We start from the raw sequence: 17,894 nt of genomic DNA, 5'->3' as shown, positions 1-17,894 counted from the left end.
CAAGAAATAATGAATGATACAAATCAAGATATAACTTCTAACAAAACCTATAAACGCAGCATCACCCTACCTCGCGGCACCCTTGATCTGACCTATCAGACCAACTCAATGGCTAACAAAAATAGCCTGAAACAAAACGACAGTTATCAATTAGAAGATCTGCTTGGTTTTGCTCAGCGTATTAATCCAAAACGGGCGTTTTTGTTTGTCTCAAAAGTATTGGGCCGTCATATCCCCGTGGCACCCAGCACGATGCGAGATGCGTTTACTGACTTGGCCAATTTAGTTCCTAGCGATTTGCCCAAGCCAATTTTAGTTATTGGTATGGCAGAGACAGCAGTGGGTCTATCCGCTGGCGTGCATCAAGCGCTACAAACACGTTATCCAAATGCGTTATTGCTAAACTCTACGCGTCACACGCAGCATAGTGACAATAACTCCGAAGCGTTACTAACAACGTTTAATGAAGATCACAGTCATGCCAGCCAGCATTTAATTTATCAAAGTACAGATAGCGTCACGCAAGAGCAGCTACTCGCTAGCAAAACGCTGATTATGGTCGATGATGAAGCATCAACAGGCAATACTTGTGTCAATGTCGTCACGGCCTTACGTGATGCAGGGCTCACTCAGCTAGAGCAAGTACATCTAACGACTTTGGTTGATTGGTCATTGGATCAAGAAAATACAAACCAGCAGACAGATGACATTATGCCTGCGCGTATGGCAGATCGCTTAACTGGTATTGAGTTTCATCGCCATCACTTACTGTCAGGCGCATGGCAATGGACAGACGCGCCCAACCCAGAGCCTATCACCATGCCATCGGTTGATACCACTGCCGCTGGTAGTCAAGCGCTTGGATTTACAGGTAACTGGGGACGTTTTCCCACATTAAATAGCACAGATGGCTTTAATAACTATCTTTCGAGCTTTCAGGCTGCATTTGCAAGCTTCCATAATCAAGACAGCTTTGATGTCACTCAATTGCCCAAAAAAATATTGGTGTTGGGTAGCAATGAGTTTGTTTGGTTGCCGTTTTTGTTGGCGGAATGGCTTGAGACAACATCTCAAAGCCTCAAAGCTGACACAAATGCTATCGTGAAATTTAGTGCATTAACTCGCTCACCGATTGCGCTTGGCGGCGCCATTACTACGATGCTGAGCTTTCATGATAATTATGGGCTTGGCATGACCAACTTTGCTTATAATGTTGACCCTGACGAGTGGGAGTTGATTGTGTTGTGTGTGGAGACAGCTGCTGATAGCGTCGATGCGATGTGGCGCGGTTTGAATAATGTGTTGGTGGTAAGTCCGACAATTTAAACCATTCTTTAACTTTCATACTTACTGTTTATGGACGACGTCATGACTATCCCATTTTTCAAGCCCAGCGCCGATATTATCAAACCCTATGCCTTAATGGATTTGGACGATACACTTTTTCAAACCCAGCGCAAGATTGATGCTTGGCAAGTCCCGACTGCAGAGCCAGAATACTTGGTTTGTGCGACGGTCAATAAGCAAAACGAGCCACTAAGCTTTATGAGTCAGCGCCAAGCGACTTTTTTTAATTGGCTACTCAATAGCACTGAATTAATCGTAGTAACAGCACGTGACCGCAGTGAGATCAAACGCGTGAAACTACCATTCGACAGTTGGCAAGTATTGACCCATGGTGCCATTATTTTAACGGCTGATGGGCAGTTACTAAGCGCGTGGCAGCAACATATGCATAGCAAGCTTGCACCGTTGCAAGATAAGTTAAACCAACTAAGCGAGCTGTTTGCTAGTCATAGCAAAAGTGAGCAGAGTCATTTGGTATTTACGCCGCATGTCGATAGCTTTAATAATGGGTCTGTAAATGAAGAATTAACGATTTATCTAGCGATCAAACACGCGCAAAAAGACCATCAAGCATTAGTTGAACTGGCCAAAAAACTGCCCACGTTAATACGCGATTTTGAGCAAGATTTTTATGTGCATGTGAATGCCAATAATCTAGCGATATTACCGCACGCGGTACACAAGCGCCATGCTGTACAGTTTTTATTAGACAATCATTTAGACCATCAGCGTCCCAGTTTTGGTTTTGGTGATAGCTTGGCAGATTTGCCTTTTTTGCAGCTGCTTGACTGGTACGGTATGCCAAGCCGCGGTCAGATGCATGAGCAGTATCCGTCTTAGCCATCTGTCTAATTATTTGGGCTAGAACATCAGCCCAGAAAATTAGCCAAAAAACAGACACAGAACCTCTCTTTTATCATCACGAGTGCTATTATTCATACTATGACTTTACCTAACATACAGACCAACAGAGCCAATCTAAACAATTACGGCTCAGGTAGCTACCTTGCCAGCGATGTGACCGTCCTGCTCGATATCGTCGATAAAGACGCTGTTGCTGATGTGCCCGTCAGTCAAAAAGAGGCACTCATTCAAAGTGGGCAACGTCACTACTCTGATATGTTGACCTTGGAGCAAGCGCCTACCGCGATGCATGAAGAGCTATACCAACAGGCACTAGCGCAAGGTGGCAAGAGAGCCGCAACTGATATTGCACGCTTAGCGCATACCCTACATCATGTCTTTTGTCATGATGTCAGTGACGAGCATCCGCTAGTCTTGATTAGCTTGGTACGGGCAGGTCTGCCGATTGGTGTGCTATTGCAGCGTGCGTTATCTGACACAGATAGCAGCTATCATTTGCCAAGTATACATTATGGTATCAGCATCATTCGTGATCGTGGGCTGGATCCTGTAGCGCTACAAATGCTGCTTGACGCTTACCCAAACAGTCCGATTGTATTTGTCGATGGCTGGACAGGTAAAGGCGCGATTTATAAAGAGCTGGCTCGTAGCTTAGACGTATTTAGCGACACGGCTCATGCCAACTTTGCCAATATTTTTCATCAAGGTGCTGATGTCATTCCGCTACTGACTCTTGCCGATCCAGCGGGCGTTGCTTGGCTCGCGGCGAGCGCGGAAGATTGGTTAATTCCATCGGGTTTGTTAAATAGTACCGTATCAGGACTGATTTCACGCAGCCTATACACCGAGCCGTCATCTGGTCTCCATCGCAGTGTCTTTTACGAGGATTTGATAGACGCAGATCATAGCGTGGCATTTATCGATCATGTTGATGCAGCCAGACGCTCACTGAGCACACTTCCAAAGCGTTTGTCAACCTATCAGCAGCCGCGCTACCAGACGGCAGCGTTAATAGATGCGCTCGCCACGGACTATGACATTACCAATCGCAACCGTATTAAGCCGACTATCGCCGAGGCAACACGCGCTATCTTGCGCCGCGATCCCGAGCGTATATTGCTCGCGACCGCGGCGCATCCCGATACCGCACTACTGCGTCATTTATGTGCGCAGCGAGGCATCACTATTGAGGTATTAGGTGATAAAATACACCCTTATCAAGCCATCACCCTTATCAAGCAACGAGCCAAAGACAGTTAATGCTTTTGGCTTGAGCACCACTAGCGCGATTGAACGCTTGCCCTTTACACTCTATTTATGATGCCAATTATGTCAGATATAACAAACAACGAGTCAGCGACTTACCTTGACACTCAGTCCTATGATACCCTGTCTTATGCGCATCTGATTACTGAGCGTCATGCGATGGTCAGACCGCACACGCACCATCCCTACCAACTAGGGGCGAGCCTCTATATGCCTGCCACTCGCCAAGACATCTGGCAAGTGATTAAGCGTGACAAACTACCAACGATCAATAGTATTATTATCTGTTTAGAAGATGCCGTCAGTCATGAGGATGTGGAGTTGGCGCTTGAGCGTTTGCGCACGCTGCTGGGTACGTGGGCTGAGCATGTCAATAGCATCAATGATCCATCCCGAGCCGCTGCTATTCACGCACAGCACCCAACGCGTCCACTGGTTTTTATACGTCCGCGTAGCCCAATGATGCTACAGCAATTGGCTGATTATGCGCATATTGATCTCATTGATGGTTTTGTCATGCCAAAAGTCGATATGTATAGCTTATCCAATTGGCGCATGGCTTGTCAGAACCTCAGCGTTGATCATCTGCTGATGCCGACGCTCGAAACGGCTGCATTATTCAATCCGCATCATAATCAAGAGCTGGCGATTGCCTTTAAAGAAGCGTTTAGTCAGCCAGTATTTGCGCTACGTATCGGGGGTAATGACTTATTTGCCGCATTGCGCCTGCGTCGTCCAAAGAATAGCATTGTCTATGATACGCCTATCGGCACCCTTGCCTATCAGCTGCTTGGCTGCTTTGTACCGCATGGTTTTTATCTCACCGCACCTGTATTTGAGTATTTAGATCAGCCAACCCTTTTTATGCAGGAGCTAAATCATGATGTCAGTTTGGGACTGGTCGGTAAAACGGTCATTCACCCAAGCCAAATTGCACTGGTGCAGCAAGCCTACTGTGTGCCGCTAAGTACATTGGATGAAGCACAAGCGATTCTACATAGTGAGGCCAAGGCCGTATTTAAGTACAACAATACCATGCTAGAACCTGCGACCCACCGGGCATGGGCAACCGAAATCGTCAATCGTGCAGAAGCATTTGGCACTATCGATGATGGCCACAGCCAATATAGCTCACGGATGTAATCGTCAGTATTGAGCATAATAGGATAAAAAAAGCCGCTATCAATGACTGGTAGCGGCTTTTCTATGAATTGTTATAACCTACTGCCAAAACAGTCTGACTTTATGCGAATTTGCCTCAGCAGCTTAGCATTACACACAGCTTGTCAAAAACTGACTGAGCACTCGGTTCACTTGATCAGGCTCTTCCACTGTCGACGTATGGCCAGCGCCTTTAATAATAGCAAGCTTCGACCCAGCGATAGCAAAATGCATGCGCTCAGACTTTGCGTAAGGCGTTGCGGCATCTTCATCACCCACGACAATAAGTGTCGGTGTCGTGATATTACCCAATTGCTCATAAGTGCCAGTGCGATCGATGACCCCCATTGTCGCCTTAACGACACCACCCTTACGATTACTTTGTAGCATCGTCAGCCACTGTTTGCGATCAGATTTGCGCAGCTTGTCGGCCAAAAAAGTACTGCCAAACATAATGGGCATGACTTTTTTGCTCACACGCTTCATCCCTAGCCAACGAATGGCTTTGACCAGTTTGCGGTACTCAGGAATGTTTTTTGGGTCTTCAGGATCAGCTGATGTCTCAAGTAGCGCGAGTGATAACAGCAAATCCGGTCGCTTAAGCGCAATACGTTGAGCGACAAACCCGCCCATGGATAACCCAACAAAATGACATTTAGCAATAGCGAGTGCGTCAATTAGGCCAAGTGTATCCTCAGTCAATGTCTCCATATCATAGCCAGATTTGGTAATCTGTGACTGACCCTGCCCTCGAAAATCAAACGCAATGCAGCGATAATCGGTTTGAAAATACTCTACTTGCTTGTCATACATCTGCGAGCTCCACAGCAGACCATGGGCAAACACGATAACGGGTTTTTGCGTGTCATTGGGCGCGCTGTCTTCATAATAGATATCGACATCGTTGACTTTTATCGTTGGCATAATCACTTCCTTGTTTGGTGAAAACTTTGATTAATCAGTTGGGCTGCGCATGACCTAACGCGCTACCTGCATAGTAGCATAATCTATTAATAAGTCAGGAACTCACCTTTTTATGAACCATGCGTATTATCTGTATCTTATTCATACACTCTTTTTGTTCATACAGGCATGGCAATTTATACGAGCAACTCAAAGAGCTAATCGCCATGTAGATGTGTCTTAAGCGCCCACAAAACCTGCTTTTATAATGCGCGCAAGCTGCTATAGTAATCAGCATTGCGTTATTTATTACCATCAATTTGTCCCGCTGTCTTTTATACGGGTACCCAAAATAGCTGCTTAACACAGTCATTGAAAATAAGGAAATCTCAAATGTCACAGTCTATCGTTGATTATCAAGTGAATAATCACATTGCCACCATTACGTTTAACGATCCAAAAAGCTTAAATGCGTTTGGCACGCCACTAAAAAACAACGTGTTAATAGCGCTAGATAAAGCAGCGGCTGATGATCAAGTACGAGTCATTATCTTGCAAGGCGCTGGTGGTAATTTTTCAAGTGGCGGTGATATCAAAGAGATGTTATCTGAAGGATTGGACAAGGACATTATTTCAAACAAACTAAAGGGCATGGTAGAAGGCGCAGGCGAAGTCAGCTTAAAGCTACGTAATGTCCATAAACCCATCATTGCCAAATTAGAAGGTGCCGTAGCAGGGGCTGGCATGAACTTAGCGCTTACCTGTGATTTTCGTATCGCAGCGGATAATGCAAAGTTTGTCCAAGCCTTTGTCAATATTGGTTTAGTGCCAGATGCAGGCGGTATTTATTTATTGAATCAATTGGTTGGTGCAGCAAAAGCCACTGAGCTTGTGATGCTGGGTGATAAGCTGAAAGCGGAAGATATGGCACGCTTAAATCTGGTCAATCAAGTGGTTAGTGTGGAAGAGCTAGACGCCACCGTTCAAGCATTGGCTCTAAGATTGAGCCAGCTGCCAGGTAAAGCCCTAGCCTCTATGAAACATATGTTCAATGTGCACGCGTTTATGGGTTTGAACGAGGCATTAGATATGGAAGTGGAGCAGCAGACCATGATGGCAAAAACCGATGACTTTATCGAAGGCGTCAGCGCCTTTATTGAAAAGCGTAAACCAGTTTATCAAGGTAAATGATTGAGTAGTAGGCAGGTTGATTTGACGGCTAAATTTATTCATAACCAAATAACTCGCTTTTTATAGTATCAAAAAAAAGGGCTGCCAATATGGTAGCCCTCTTTTCGTTTATGTCTGCGGTTAAGAAGCAGACGCTGACTTATAGTGATACGGTAAGGTAAATATCTTGTCAAAAATAAAGGTAAATACGAAATTATAAATTAGGAAAAATACCAGTAAGGCGGCTTCCATCATAAACGCTTGCAGCAAGCCAACGTGATACCAGACCATGTATAACGGTAAGCAGATCAAAACCAAACCGACTTCAAATATAAAGGCATGAACACTACGAATAAGCAGCGTGCGCTCTGCTATTTGCCTGCGCTCCTCCCAAGTCTCAAAAGCGGTGTTGTATACAAAGTTCCAAATGATGGCAGCCAGCGATACCATCATCGCGACAGGTAGAGAGTCCGATGCCTCGCTATTGCTGAGCTTCATCAATACAAAGGTAGAAGAGATAATTGCGACAATCTCGAACACAATTACGTAGACAATACGACGTTTGAGAGGTGATAACGTAATCATCAACCAAGACTCCAAAGCACCTGTTCTTAAACAAAGAAGTGCGTATCAAAGTATCGGTCCGTCCCGAGATAGAAAAGATAAAAAAGAGGTAAGTGAAGTGCAGAGCCACGGTTTCCGCCTGCCCTTATATTATACATAAGATAGTATAAAAAATCAGCTGGTGCCTTCATAACAAAAACCCCGCATCATCACGATACGGGGTTTTTATTTATTAAAAAACGTTTAACTCAAGCGTCAACCAAGACTAGCTCAACTGAGCAACGTTAATCTTATCTGCTTCTTCCGTATAGTCTTCCATACGGTCGAAGTTCATGTATTGATAGACTTCATCACCCATGCTATTTAGCATGCCAGCGTACTGCTGATATTCATCGTTAGTCGGCAGTTTACCGAGTACTGCAGCGACTGCTGCAAGCTCTGCAGACGCGAGATATACGTTCGCGCCTTGACCCAGACGGTTCGGGAAGTTACGCGTTGATGTTGACACCGCCGTCGATTTTGGTGCGATACGTGCTTGGTTACCCATACATAGTGAACAACCTGGCATTTCAGTACGAGCGCCGGCTTGTGCATAGACGTTGTAATAACCTTCTTCCATCAACTGGCGTGCATCCATCTTAGTAGGCGGTGCAATCCATAGACGAGTCTTGAGGCTACCTGCTGGTACGTCTTGTAGCAATTTACCTGCCGCGCGGAAGTGACCGATGTTGGTCATACATGAACCAATGAATACTTCATCAATGGTATCACCAGCCACGTCTGCCAAGGTCTTGGCATCATCTGGATCGTTCGGGCAGCAAAGGATAGGCTCTTTGATCTCGCTCATATCGATAGTGATGTCGATAGCATATTCAGCATCATCATCCGCACGCATGAGGCTTGGGTTCGCAAGCCACTCTTGCATGGCTTCGATACGGCGGCTGATGGTACGCGCATCGCCATAGCCTTCACTGATCATCCACTTAAGCAGCGTGATGTTTGAGTTTAGGTACTCAGTCACTGACGCTTCTGATAGCGTGATAGTACAACCAGCCGCACTACGCTCAGCTGAGGCATCAGACAATTCAAACGCCTGCTCAGCGGTCAAATCTTCTAGGCCTTCGATTTCAAGAATACGGCCGTTGAACTCGTTGATTTTACCTTTCTTATCAACCGTCAAGTAACCTTCTTTGATCGCTTGATAAGGAATCGCATGTACGAGGTCACGCAAGGTGATACCAGGCTGACGCTCACCAACGAAACGAACACGGACAGATTCAGGCATATCAAGTGGCATCACACCAGTTGCCGCTGCGAAAGCAACTAGACCAGAACCCGCTGGGAACGAGATACCCATTGGGAAGCGAGTATGTGAGTCACCACCAGTACCAACGGTATCTGGCAGTAGCATACGGTTCAACCATGAGTGAATGATACCATCACCTGGACGTAAGCTGACGCCGCCACGGTTCATGATAAAGTCAGGTAGTGTGTGCTGAGTCTCAACGTCAACTGGTTTTGGATAAGCCGCAGTATGACAGAATGACTGCATCACGAGATCCGCTTGGAAACCCAAACATGCCAAGTCTTTTAGCTCGTCACGTGTCATTGGGCCAGTCGTATCCTGAGAGCCGACCGTAGTCATCTTAGGCTCACAGTACATACCTGGACGTACGCCTTCTAGGCCACACGCTTTACCAACCATTTTTTGCGCTAGCGTAAAGCCTTTACCCGTATCAGCTGGCTCTTCTGGCTTAGCAAACACGTCTGAGTGACCAAGACCCATGTACTCACGCGCACGGTTGGTCAAACCACGACCAACGATCAATGGAATACGGCCACCAGCACGCACTTCATCAAGTAGCGTTGGCGAGTTTAGTTTGAACTCTGAGATGATCTCGTCTGAGTCATGCTTGGTGATTTTGCCGTCATGCGGATAGATGTCAAACACATCACCCATGTTTAGCTTATCGACCGCTACTTTTTCGATTGGCAAGGCGCCAGAGTCTTCCATGGTGTTAAAGAAGATCGGTGCGATGTTGTTACCCAGTACCAGACCGCCGCCGCGTTTGTTTGGTACGTTCGGAATATCTTCGCCCATCAGCCATAGCACTGAGTTGGTCGCAGACTTACGGCTAGAGCCGGTACCGACGACGTCACCAACGTACGCAAGTGGGTGGCCTTTTTCTTTGAGCTCATCAATAAGCTTCATTGGACCGCGCACGCCCTCTTCGTCAGCAGTAATGCCGTCACGAGAGTTTTTGTGCATAGCAAGTGCATGCAATGGGATATCAGGGCGGCTCCATGCGTCTTGGGCTGGTGACAAGTCGTCAGTGTTGGTCTCGCCTGTGACTTTAAACGTCGTATAAGTTGATTTCTTTGGTACTTCTGGGCGATTCAAAAACCACTCAGCGTCAGCCCAAGACTGAATTACTTCTTTTGCAAAAGCGTTACCCGCTTCGGCTTTTTCGGTGACATCGTTGAATGCATCAAACACGAGCAAGGTTTTCTTTAGCGCATCAGCTGCTTCTTGAGCAACCTCTTCGTCATCAAGCGCGGCGACCAATGGCTGTACGTTGTAGCCACCTTGCATCGTACCTAGGATTTCGACCGCTTTTTTCTTACTGATAAGTGGTGATGAGGTTTCGCCCTTTAAGATAGCAGCCAAAAATGCAGCTTTAACGTAAGCAGCTTGGTCAACGCCAGCAGGAATACGGTTTTCTAGCAGGTTCATTAAGAACGCTTCTTCGCCTGCTGGTGGGTTTTTTAATAGTTCAACCAATTCTGCTACTTGCTTTTCATTCAGTGGTAGCGGTACAGTTCCTAGCTCGGCACGTTCTTCGACATGTTTACGATAAGCTTCTAACACAATAGTCGTCCTCGTCAGTTGGGGTTAGCACAATACGTGGGTAGTCAGCATGACCGCCTGCGTCTATATACTATAGAAAATAATTATCCGTGCAATCATAGCTTAAAACGCTCTAAATGTTAATGGCTGAGCCTTCAAAAGGCTCATAGTAAGGCCATATCCAACATTTATTATAAAAATAGTCCCATCAATAATATGATTGCACACCTTATAATCGCTCGTATTTACGTACCTGCACTGATTGATAAAAACTTGCTTTATGAGTGCGCAGACACCATATGACTGTTATACGCTTTTATCAGACATTTCTATAAGACATCAAAGGACAGCCAATATGGATAGCAACACCAACTATGATAATGGCCTCAGGGTACGCACAGAAGTGATGGGTGAAGCACATGTCAAACGCTCGCTTGATACGGCGACTGGATTTACTCAGCCGCTGCAAGACTGGATTATAGAGCACGCGTGGGGCAGCACATGGCAAGATGAGTCAGTACTACCACGCAAATATCGCTCACTGATTACCATTGCTTTTTTAATTGCGCAAAAAAGCCCAAATGAGTTAAAAGGACATATCCGAGGTGCCATCAACAATGGCGCTAGCGTCGCTGAGATTCGCGAAGTGCTGATGCATAGCCTCCCATACTGCGGCGCACCTGCCACGCAAGAAGCGTTTCGCGCGGCTATCGAAGTGTTTAATGAGATGGGTATAGATATTGACAACTTAAACAAAAAGCCATAGCACAAAAGGTTGAATAATAAACCCTGAGCGCAATATCTGTTATAATAAAGACACCTATAAAGCATGCTGATAATTCCATAAACCCTTATACTATAAAGGGTTAAGAGATCATTGATTATGACTACTGCCGTACAAACCCATATTCCTGCGCCAAGAGTAAAACCAAAAAAAGCCATTCAAGGTGAAAAGCTGCGTGGCTACGATAAAGTCGCCCGCATCCCAATTAAAGTAATCCCGACAGTCGAAGCGAAGAAAAAGCCGGATTGGATTCGAGTAAAAATGTCCTCACCTGCCGAGGTGGCGCGTATCAAAGCCAAACTACGCGAACAAAAGCTCTATACTGTTTGTGAAGAAGCTGCTTGCCCGAATCTTGCGCAGTGCTTTGGTGACGGCACCGCCACCTTTATGATTATGGGTGATATCTGTACTCGCCGCTGTCCGTTCTGTGATGTCGGTCATGGTCGCCCGAACGAGCTAGACAAGGATGAGCCACGTCATACCGCTGAGACCATTCAAGGCTTGGGTCTTAAATACGCCGTGATTACGTCTGTTGATCGCGATGATCTAAAAGATGGCGGTGCTGGACATTTTGTAGAAGTGCTAAACGAGTCAAGAGCGCTTAGCCCAAACTGCTTAATTGAAATCCTAGTACCCGATTTCCGTGGTCGTATGGATATTGCGTTAGACTTACTGACAGAGACTGCGCCAGATGTGTTTAACCACAATATTGAAACCGTGCCACGTCTATACAAAGCCTTCCGTCCAGGTTCTGATTATCAGCATTCACTCGACTTGCTTAAGATTTATAAAGAGCGTCGTCCTGATATCGCGACCAAATGCGGCTTTATGGTTGGTCTTGGCGAGACAGAAGAAGAGGTATATGCCCTACTTGATGATCTAAAAGCGCATGATGTCGATATGATCACGATTGGTCAGTATCTACAGCCTAGTAAGAACCATGCCCCTGTTGACCGTTATGTCCATCCAGACGAGTTCCAACGCTATATGGATTACGGCAAAAAGATTGGCTTCTTTAGCATTTGGGCCGGTCCAATGGTACGCTCAAGCTACTTTGCTGATCGTCAGTACTATGGCGAAGATTGCCCAGCCCCCATCCGCAGCAAAAAAGCATTAGAAGCGGAAGGTAAGCTTGGCTGCTAATTGCTGATTTGATTATTGTTAAACCAATATCAAAGTACTAAAGATAATAGCTAAAAATATAAAAGGGTGAATAACAGATTTGTTATTCACCCTTTTTTTAGCTTTGTTAGACTTACGAAGGATTAAACCCAATGCTTTACACGGTTAAAGTTGGCGTTGGCTTTCCAGCTGTTTTTATATTGAATACCGCAATACCAAGTACAATCACACCGCCTACGATACCTGTCATCAACTCAGGATAAATCAATAACAAGGCACCAATCGCTAAGATGATACGGGTTATGGTATTCATCTCACCTCTGAAGTACCCCTCAAGCGCTGAGCTTAATGCAATCACACCTGTCACTGAGGTCACAACGACTGTGATAATATCCAAAATAGGCGGTAGCGGGAAGTCTTTCGCCGTAACTGCCAGACCAGTTGGATCTATCATGAGCATCGTCGGACTATAAATAAACATAAACGGTACGATGAATCCGGCAAGTGCCAGTTTGAGCGACAAGAACCCTGTTTTCATCGGATCGCCACCAGATATACCTGCACCAGCAAAGGCTGCTAGACACACAGGCGGGGTAATATTGGCAAAGATACCGAAGTAGAATACAAACATGTGCGCTGACAAGATTGGAATATCAAACCCTGCCAATGCTGGAGCAGCCATGGTCGCGGTGATGATATAGGCAGGGATAGAGGGTAGCCCCATGCCCAAGACCATTGAAGCTAACATCGTCAAAATAAGCGTAAAGAATAATGATCCTGCGCCTAAGGTCACGATAGAAGATGTCATTACTGTACCAAAGCTGGTCAAACTCACGACGCCGATGATAATACCAACGACCGCACAAGCTGCCATAACCGCGAGCGACTGGCGCGCACCGTCTTCTAATGCACCCAAAATATCAGAGAAGCTCATGCGCGTCTCAGCACGTAGCATACTGATTAATACGGTAAAACCAATCGTATAAGCGGCGGCATAACCCACAGGTACATTTCTGATTAATAAGAAAATCAAAAAGACGATCGGCAATAGCATGTGACCTCGAGCTTTTAACACTTCTTTTACCGCGGGTAAGCTCTCTTTGGCGATACCTTTTAGGTCACGACGTCCAGCGCGGAAGTGCACTTGTGCAATGACCCCTAAGTAGTACAATATCGCAGGCAACAAAGCGGCAAGCGCAATCGTGCTATACGGCAGGCCTGTGGTCTCCGCCATAATGAACGCACTGGCTCCCATAATCGGTGGCAAAATCTGTCCGCCAACCGAGGCACTGGCCTCAACCGCGCCTGCAAAATCTTTATGATAACCAACCTTTTTCATCAATGGAATGGTAAAGGCACCCGTACTTACCACGTTTGATAATGCAGAACCATTGATACTGCCCATAAAGCCACTAGAGATGACCGCGACTTTTGCAGGTCCGCCTTTTTTGTGACCTGCGATGGCTAATGCCAAATCATTAAACAGCTGTCCCATCCCTGAGCGTGCTAAGAACGCACCAAAGAGAATGAACAAAAAGATAAAGGTCACTGACGCGCCAATTGCAACAGAATAAAGACCTTCGGTTTTTAGGAATAATTGACCAAAAATATCGCCCATGTCATAAGGTCGGGTCAGCAATCTATCAGGCATAAAATCCATGTGACTGACAAACGGATAGGCCAAAAACATCCCTGCCAATATTGGCAAAATCCAACCGGTGATACGGCGACTGCCTTCTAGCACACAGACCACGGTAATCAGTGAAAATATCACATCAAGCGGATTTGCCATGCCACCACGTGAGGTCACAATATCCTGATATTCGTAGATCAAATAGCTCATACCGGACAAAGATAATAAAAACCAAATCCAGTCATACCAAGCGACTCGACTGCGACTGCTATTTTTACTGGCGGGAAAAATCAAGAAAATTAAGGCAAAACCAACACCGACGTGTACAGAGCGCTGTAGCAATGCAGGCATCGGGTTAAAGGTAATATAAAGATGAAAAAGTGAATAGAGTATACAAATACCAGCAATGAAATACTTTACTGGTCCTTGCGTAATATGACGTGTGATTGACTCTCGGTCATATTTTTCCAGTACTGCTTTGTTGATCGCATCTGCATCAGCATCTTTATCAACATTGGCATCTGGCGTGGTATTCACGCTACCGTGATCCGTCACTTGGGAGTTCATGACACAAGTCCTTTTTAAATCTATCAATTAAACCATACGTCTTAGGCATGATCACCACTTCAGAATAATCTGGCACCCACTGATGAATCAAAAAACGGTGACCAGTATAATCGATCTCGCCTTTGGTCAGTCTAGAGACTACCCAATTTAGGCTAGGTAGTTTTTCATTGACTTGATAACCCAGATAGCCAGGTTTTTGTATGGGTGCAAGGGGTTCGGTCGAAGGCGTACCAGCACCAAATGCTTCAAAGTATGTGGTGGTGAGGAGTAGCATAGCGTCTTCTGTGCTGCTTTTTTCTATGCGTTGGTACTGCTCTTCCCACCACTGCTTTTCTACAGAATGTATCCAGCGCAGCTGAAAGTCAGGGTCAGTGAAATAACATACCTTGTCGTCGCTACCCTCTATTGCAACGCGAACCTCGACCACAGACTGACGCGCGACACCTATCCATAGGGTCAAAAAAACCAGCGCTGCAATACATGCTGCGCCAGTCGATAACCATAATAAATTATTTGGCTGCTTGTTCGTCATAGTACTTTTTAGCGCCAGGATGAATTGGAGCGACCATACCTTCACTAGCCGTCTCTAGACTGATATCGTTGGCTGCTTGGTGTGCTGTTTTTAGACCGTCCAGATTATCAAATAACGCCTTAGTCAATTTGTAGCCATCAGATTCAGACAGATCAGAGCTCACCAATAATGCATTCATGATTGCAGCAGTTGGAATCGCAGCATCATTGCCATACGTTCCAGCAGGGATTTCAAAGGTTTTGAAGTAAGGCTTGGTTGCAATGATTTCTTTTAGCTTGTCTTGATCGATAGTAACCAACTGCAAATCTAAACCTTGCTCTAGCTCCATCAATGACGAGTTTGGCAGACCACTACTAAAGAATGCGGCTTCAATCTTGCCCGCTTTCATACCATCAGCTGCTTCAGCAAAGCCCAAGTAATCAACAGTGATGTCATCATAGGTGATACCAAAGCCTTCTAGTAGCGTTCGAGCATTGACTTCCGTACCAGAGCCTTGATCGCCAACGGCAATACGCTTGCCTCTCAAATCTTCAATATTTTTGATACCAGAGTCTTTTGTCGTCACGATTTGCACCACGTTCGGGTACAAGACTGCAATCTGCTGAATGTTGGTAATGGGCTTATCAAAGTTATTTTTGCCTTCGACCGCGTCCGTGACCACATCACTGAGCGCCAAGACCATATCGACTTTGCCTTGGGTCAATAGATTGACGTTTTCGACCGATGCGCCCGTGGTTTGTGTCTTTGAGTTGACCCCAAAGTTTTTTACATAGACTTCGGACAATGCAGTGCCGATGATGTTATAAGGGCCAGACGCACCGCCTGTGGCAATGGTTAGGAACTTAGTATCGAGTGTATCGGTAGCCGCATCAGCTGACGTACTATCCGCAGCAGCCGTCTCATTGCCTTCTGAGCTTGGCGACGAGCAGGCGGTTAAACCTAGCATGGCACTTAATATCGCTGAAAAAAGTAAGGGAGATTTTAGAGAAGTGAGCATTGAGTTCATCCTTGAAATAATCGATTTAATACAATAAACGGCATTAATCTATAGGTATTAATCCGTTACACCTGAGTAATAATATAGCAATTTTTGTGATAAATAAACCAAAGACTGTTTTCTCTTTTGCTTTCAATGCCTTATATTTCAGGCTTTTTGAGAAAATCCTTGCATCTTTTATAATAGCCAAAACTTATATTGTTTCGCTATGTGAAACTTAGTTTCAACTTTATTTAACCAAATTTCGATGCTGTTGTAAACCTTTATCACGGTTTATGTGCATGCATTACGCTGTATATAGTCAATCCACTATAAAAGCGTTACAGCGTTAACCTCGCTTGAAGTATGACATATACATCTGCACTCGGTTGCCTTGTACCGCTCTTAAATTGGATCAACTATATTTTGATTTATTTTTATTACCACTCTGATTTTGCTATATTTTGACTGGATATTTATTCATTGGCTTTGTCTAGAGCACGTTTTACGTAAGCCGACAAATGCTTCATTATATGAACCGAAATCATTATTTTTTATGACTCAACTTGGATAATTTTTATGACAACATCTACAACAGAGGCGCTGCAATCGTTGTCTGCTGACATTGCCATCATTGGTGGTAGTGGCTTGTATCAGGTCCAAGCACTGACTAATAAGCGCAGCGTGACGATACAGACCCCTTATGGCATTCCATCCGATGACATTGTTTTGGGTGAATTAGAAGGCGTAACGGTTGCTTTTCTGACGCGGCATGGTCAAGGTCATAAATTTGTCGCCAATGTTCAACACGCCCTAAGATTATCTACGCCATTTTCGATTATTTTCATAATCCAGTATTCACTTTATAAAAAAATAAGGCCACGAATGGCCTTATGTTTTCAATAGCTACTTTTGATAATAAGGATAATCGCTATAGCCTATTTCCGTGCCACCATACATTGTGGCTGGATCTACCTCATTGAGCGGCCAATGATGAGCTATGCGCTCTGGTAAATCAGGATTAGCAATAAAAGGACGACCAAAAGCAAATAAATCACCATAACCTTTAGATAACATATTGAGCGATTTCTCTACAGTGTATTTTCCCGCATAAATAATACGTCCTGAAAACTCAGCTCTAACCGCTTGATAAAAGGGCTCTGGTAAATTAGGTGCACTATCCCAATCAGCTTCTGCAATGGACAAATAAGCGATGCCCGCTTTCTCAAGTACTTTAACCGCTTCAATATAAGTATGATGAGGATCTGATTCTACCAGCCCTAAGTACACACGATCCTCACCGGTACTAGCAAACAAAGGCGCAAAACGGACGCCTAAACGATCAGCACCGACCACATCACTGACAGCAGCAACCACTTCTTTTAGGAACCGCAAACGATTCGCTAGCGAGCCACCATACTGGTCATCACGTTTATTGCTATGCTCAGAGATAAACTGGTTCACTAAATAACCATTGGCACAGTGCAGCTCTACCCCATCAAAACCCGCTTCTAAGGCGTTGCGAGCGGCTTGAGCGTACATCGTTATCAACTCGCTCACCTCTTCTGTGCTCAGTGCCCGCGGCTCACTTGGATCAGCTAAAGCACCTTCGCCTGGACCTGTTTCAATGAATACTTTGACATTATCAGCAGTAATAGCAGAGGGCGCTACAGGCTGATTTTGGTTGGGTTGTAAGCTAGTATGAGACACACGGCCAACGTGCCATAGCTGAGCAAAAATAATACCGCCCTTGGCATGTACCGCTTGCGTGATTTTTTTCCAGCCTTCAATTTGTGCTTGCGTATGAATACCTGGCGTCCATGCATAACCTTGGCCTCTGGGTTCGATCTGTGTCCCCTCCGTCACCATAAAGCCTGCAGAAGCACGCTGGGCATAATAACTTGCCATTAAATCATTAGGAATATTGCCAGGTTGCGTGCTACGAGAGCGCGTCAACGGTGGCATCACAATACGATTTTTAAGCGTATAAGGCCCAAGTTTTACAGGCGAAAACAGTGCACTGGTATTAGGAATAGTTTGTTTCATAACATTCTCTTTTATAGCAAACAGATAGGCTTATTACTTGAAATTTATCCGTTGTTTTAAGGTTTGATTGATCACTTAAGTAATATGAGTAATCATAAAGTTTTAGAGGTA

At 45.2% G+C, this 17,894-nt stretch carries 15 protein-coding genes; 8 read left to right on the top strand and 7 right to left on the bottom strand.

Annotated features, from left to right (window positions below):
* Window positions 1-9: 9 nt before the first annotated feature.
* The 4 genes from PSBA01_RS10085 (at window position 10) to PSBA01_RS10070 (ending at window position 4,620) form a co-directional block, all read left to right on the top strand.
* Entirely contained in the window at window positions 10-1,326 is a 1,317-nt protein-coding gene (locus tag PSBA01_RS10085; protein WP_186474206.1) for a phosphoribosyltransferase domain-containing protein, read from the top strand.
* 42 nt (window positions 1,327-1,368) lie between these two features.
* Window positions 1,369-2,187, top strand: a complete 819-nt coding sequence (locus PSBA01_RS10080) for an HAD hydrolase family protein (RefSeq protein WP_186474205.1) — start codon at window positions 1,369-1,371, stop codon at window positions 2,185-2,187.
* Window positions 2,188-2,289: 102 nt separating this feature from the next.
* Window positions 2,290-3,471, top strand: coding sequence for a cysteine protease StiP domain-containing protein (locus PSBA01_RS10075; protein ID WP_186474204.1), 1,182 nt, complete (start codon window positions 2,290-2,292; stop codon window positions 3,469-3,471).
* A gap of 69 nt (window positions 3,472-3,540) precedes the next feature.
* The gene (locus PSBA01_RS10070) at window positions 3,541-4,620 is read left to right on the top strand and encodes an HpcH/HpaI aldolase/citrate lyase family protein (protein ID WP_186474202.1); all 1,080 of its coding nucleotides are present in this window, start codon (window positions 3,541-3,543) and stop codon (window positions 4,618-4,620) included.
* 129 nt (window positions 4,621-4,749) lie between these two features.
* Here PSBA01_RS10070 and PSBA01_RS10065 read toward each other — a convergent pair whose 3' ends face one another.
* Window positions 4,750-5,562: an alpha/beta fold hydrolase gene (locus tag PSBA01_RS10065; protein WP_186474200.1), complete on the bottom strand. Its 813-nt coding sequence runs from the start codon at window positions 5,560-5,562 to the stop codon at window positions 4,750-4,752.
* Window positions 5,563-5,934: 372 nt separating this feature from the next.
* Here PSBA01_RS10065 and PSBA01_RS10060 point away from each other — a divergent pair, with 372 nt between their 5' ends.
* Window positions 5,935-6,732: an enoyl-CoA hydratase/isomerase family protein gene (locus PSBA01_RS10060; RefSeq protein ID WP_186474199.1), complete on the top strand. Its 798-nt coding sequence runs from the start codon at window positions 5,935-5,937 to the stop codon at window positions 6,730-6,732.
* A 120-nt stretch (window positions 6,733-6,852) separates the two neighbouring features.
* Here the strand turns inward: PSBA01_RS10060 and PSBA01_RS10055 are convergent, their stop codons facing one another.
* Both PSBA01_RS10055 and acnB read right to left on the bottom strand, forming a co-directional pair.
* Window positions 6,853-7,296, bottom strand: a complete 444-nt coding sequence (locus PSBA01_RS10055) for a PACE efflux transporter (RefSeq protein ID WP_186474198.1) — start codon at window positions 7,294-7,296, stop codon at window positions 6,853-6,855.
* Between the two features lie 244 nt (window positions 7,297-7,540).
* On the bottom strand, window positions 7,541-10,144 hold the full coding sequence (gene acnB / locus PSBA01_RS10050; protein ID WP_186474197.1) for a bifunctional aconitate hydratase 2/2-methylisocitrate dehydratase: 2,604 nt from the start codon (window positions 10,142-10,144) through the stop codon (window positions 7,541-7,543).
* Window positions 10,145-10,478: 334 nt separating this feature from the next.
* Here acnB and PSBA01_RS10045 point away from each other — a divergent pair, with 334 nt between their 5' ends.
* Both PSBA01_RS10045 and lipA read left to right on the top strand, forming a co-directional pair.
* Window positions 10,479-10,889, top strand: coding sequence for a carboxymuconolactone decarboxylase family protein (locus PSBA01_RS10045; RefSeq protein ID WP_186474196.1), 411 nt, complete (start codon window positions 10,479-10,481; stop codon window positions 10,887-10,889).
* 117 nt (window positions 10,890-11,006) lie between these two features.
* On the top strand, window positions 11,007-12,050 hold the full coding sequence (gene lipA / locus PSBA01_RS10040; RefSeq protein WP_186474195.1) for a lipoyl synthase: 1,044 nt from the start codon (window positions 11,007-11,009) through the stop codon (window positions 12,048-12,050).
* A gap of 136 nt (window positions 12,051-12,186) precedes the next feature.
* Here lipA and PSBA01_RS10035 read toward each other — a convergent pair whose 3' ends face one another.
* Genes PSBA01_RS10035 through PSBA01_RS10025 form a run of 3 tightly spaced genes read right to left on the bottom strand, consistent with a single transcriptional unit; the run spans window position 12,187 to window position 15,758 of the window.
* On the bottom strand, window positions 12,187-14,229 hold the full coding sequence (locus tag PSBA01_RS10035) for a TRAP transporter permease (protein ID WP_222436678.1): 2,043 nt from the start codon (window positions 14,227-14,229) through the stop codon (window positions 12,187-12,189).
* Window positions 14,201-14,761, bottom strand: coding sequence for a DUF1850 domain-containing protein (locus PSBA01_RS10030; protein ID WP_071001924.1), 561 nt, complete (start codon window positions 14,759-14,761; stop codon window positions 14,201-14,203). The genes PSBA01_RS10035 and PSBA01_RS10030 overlap by 29 nt, the downstream gene beginning before the upstream one ends.
* Window positions 14,739-15,758, bottom strand: a complete 1,020-nt coding sequence (locus PSBA01_RS10025; RefSeq protein WP_075106641.1) for a TAXI family TRAP transporter solute-binding subunit — start codon at window positions 15,756-15,758, stop codon at window positions 14,739-14,741. The genes PSBA01_RS10030 and PSBA01_RS10025 overlap by 23 nt, the downstream gene beginning before the upstream one ends.
* 558 nt (window positions 15,759-16,316) lie before the next feature.
* On the opposite strand from PSBA01_RS10025, the gene PSBA01_RS13300 reads away from it, so the two are divergent.
* Window positions 16,317-16,643, top strand: a complete 327-nt coding sequence (locus PSBA01_RS13300; protein WP_228724561.1) for a hypothetical protein — start codon at window positions 16,317-16,319, stop codon at window positions 16,641-16,643.
* Here PSBA01_RS13300 and PSBA01_RS10015 read toward each other — a convergent pair whose 3' ends face one another.
* A complete protein-coding gene (locus tag PSBA01_RS10015) occupies window positions 16,644-17,783 on the bottom strand; it encodes an alkene reductase (RefSeq protein WP_058025279.1) in 1,140 nt (379 codons plus the stop codon).
* Between the last annotated feature and the right edge of the window lie 111 nt (window positions 17,784-17,894).

This window comes from Psychrobacter sp. KCTC 72983 (assembly GCF_014280455.1).
Classification (GTDB): domain Bacteria; phylum Pseudomonadota; class Gammaproteobacteria; order Pseudomonadales; family Moraxellaceae; genus Psychrobacter; species Psychrobacter pacificensis.
This window is presented reverse-complemented; position numbering and strand designations above follow the sequence as displayed.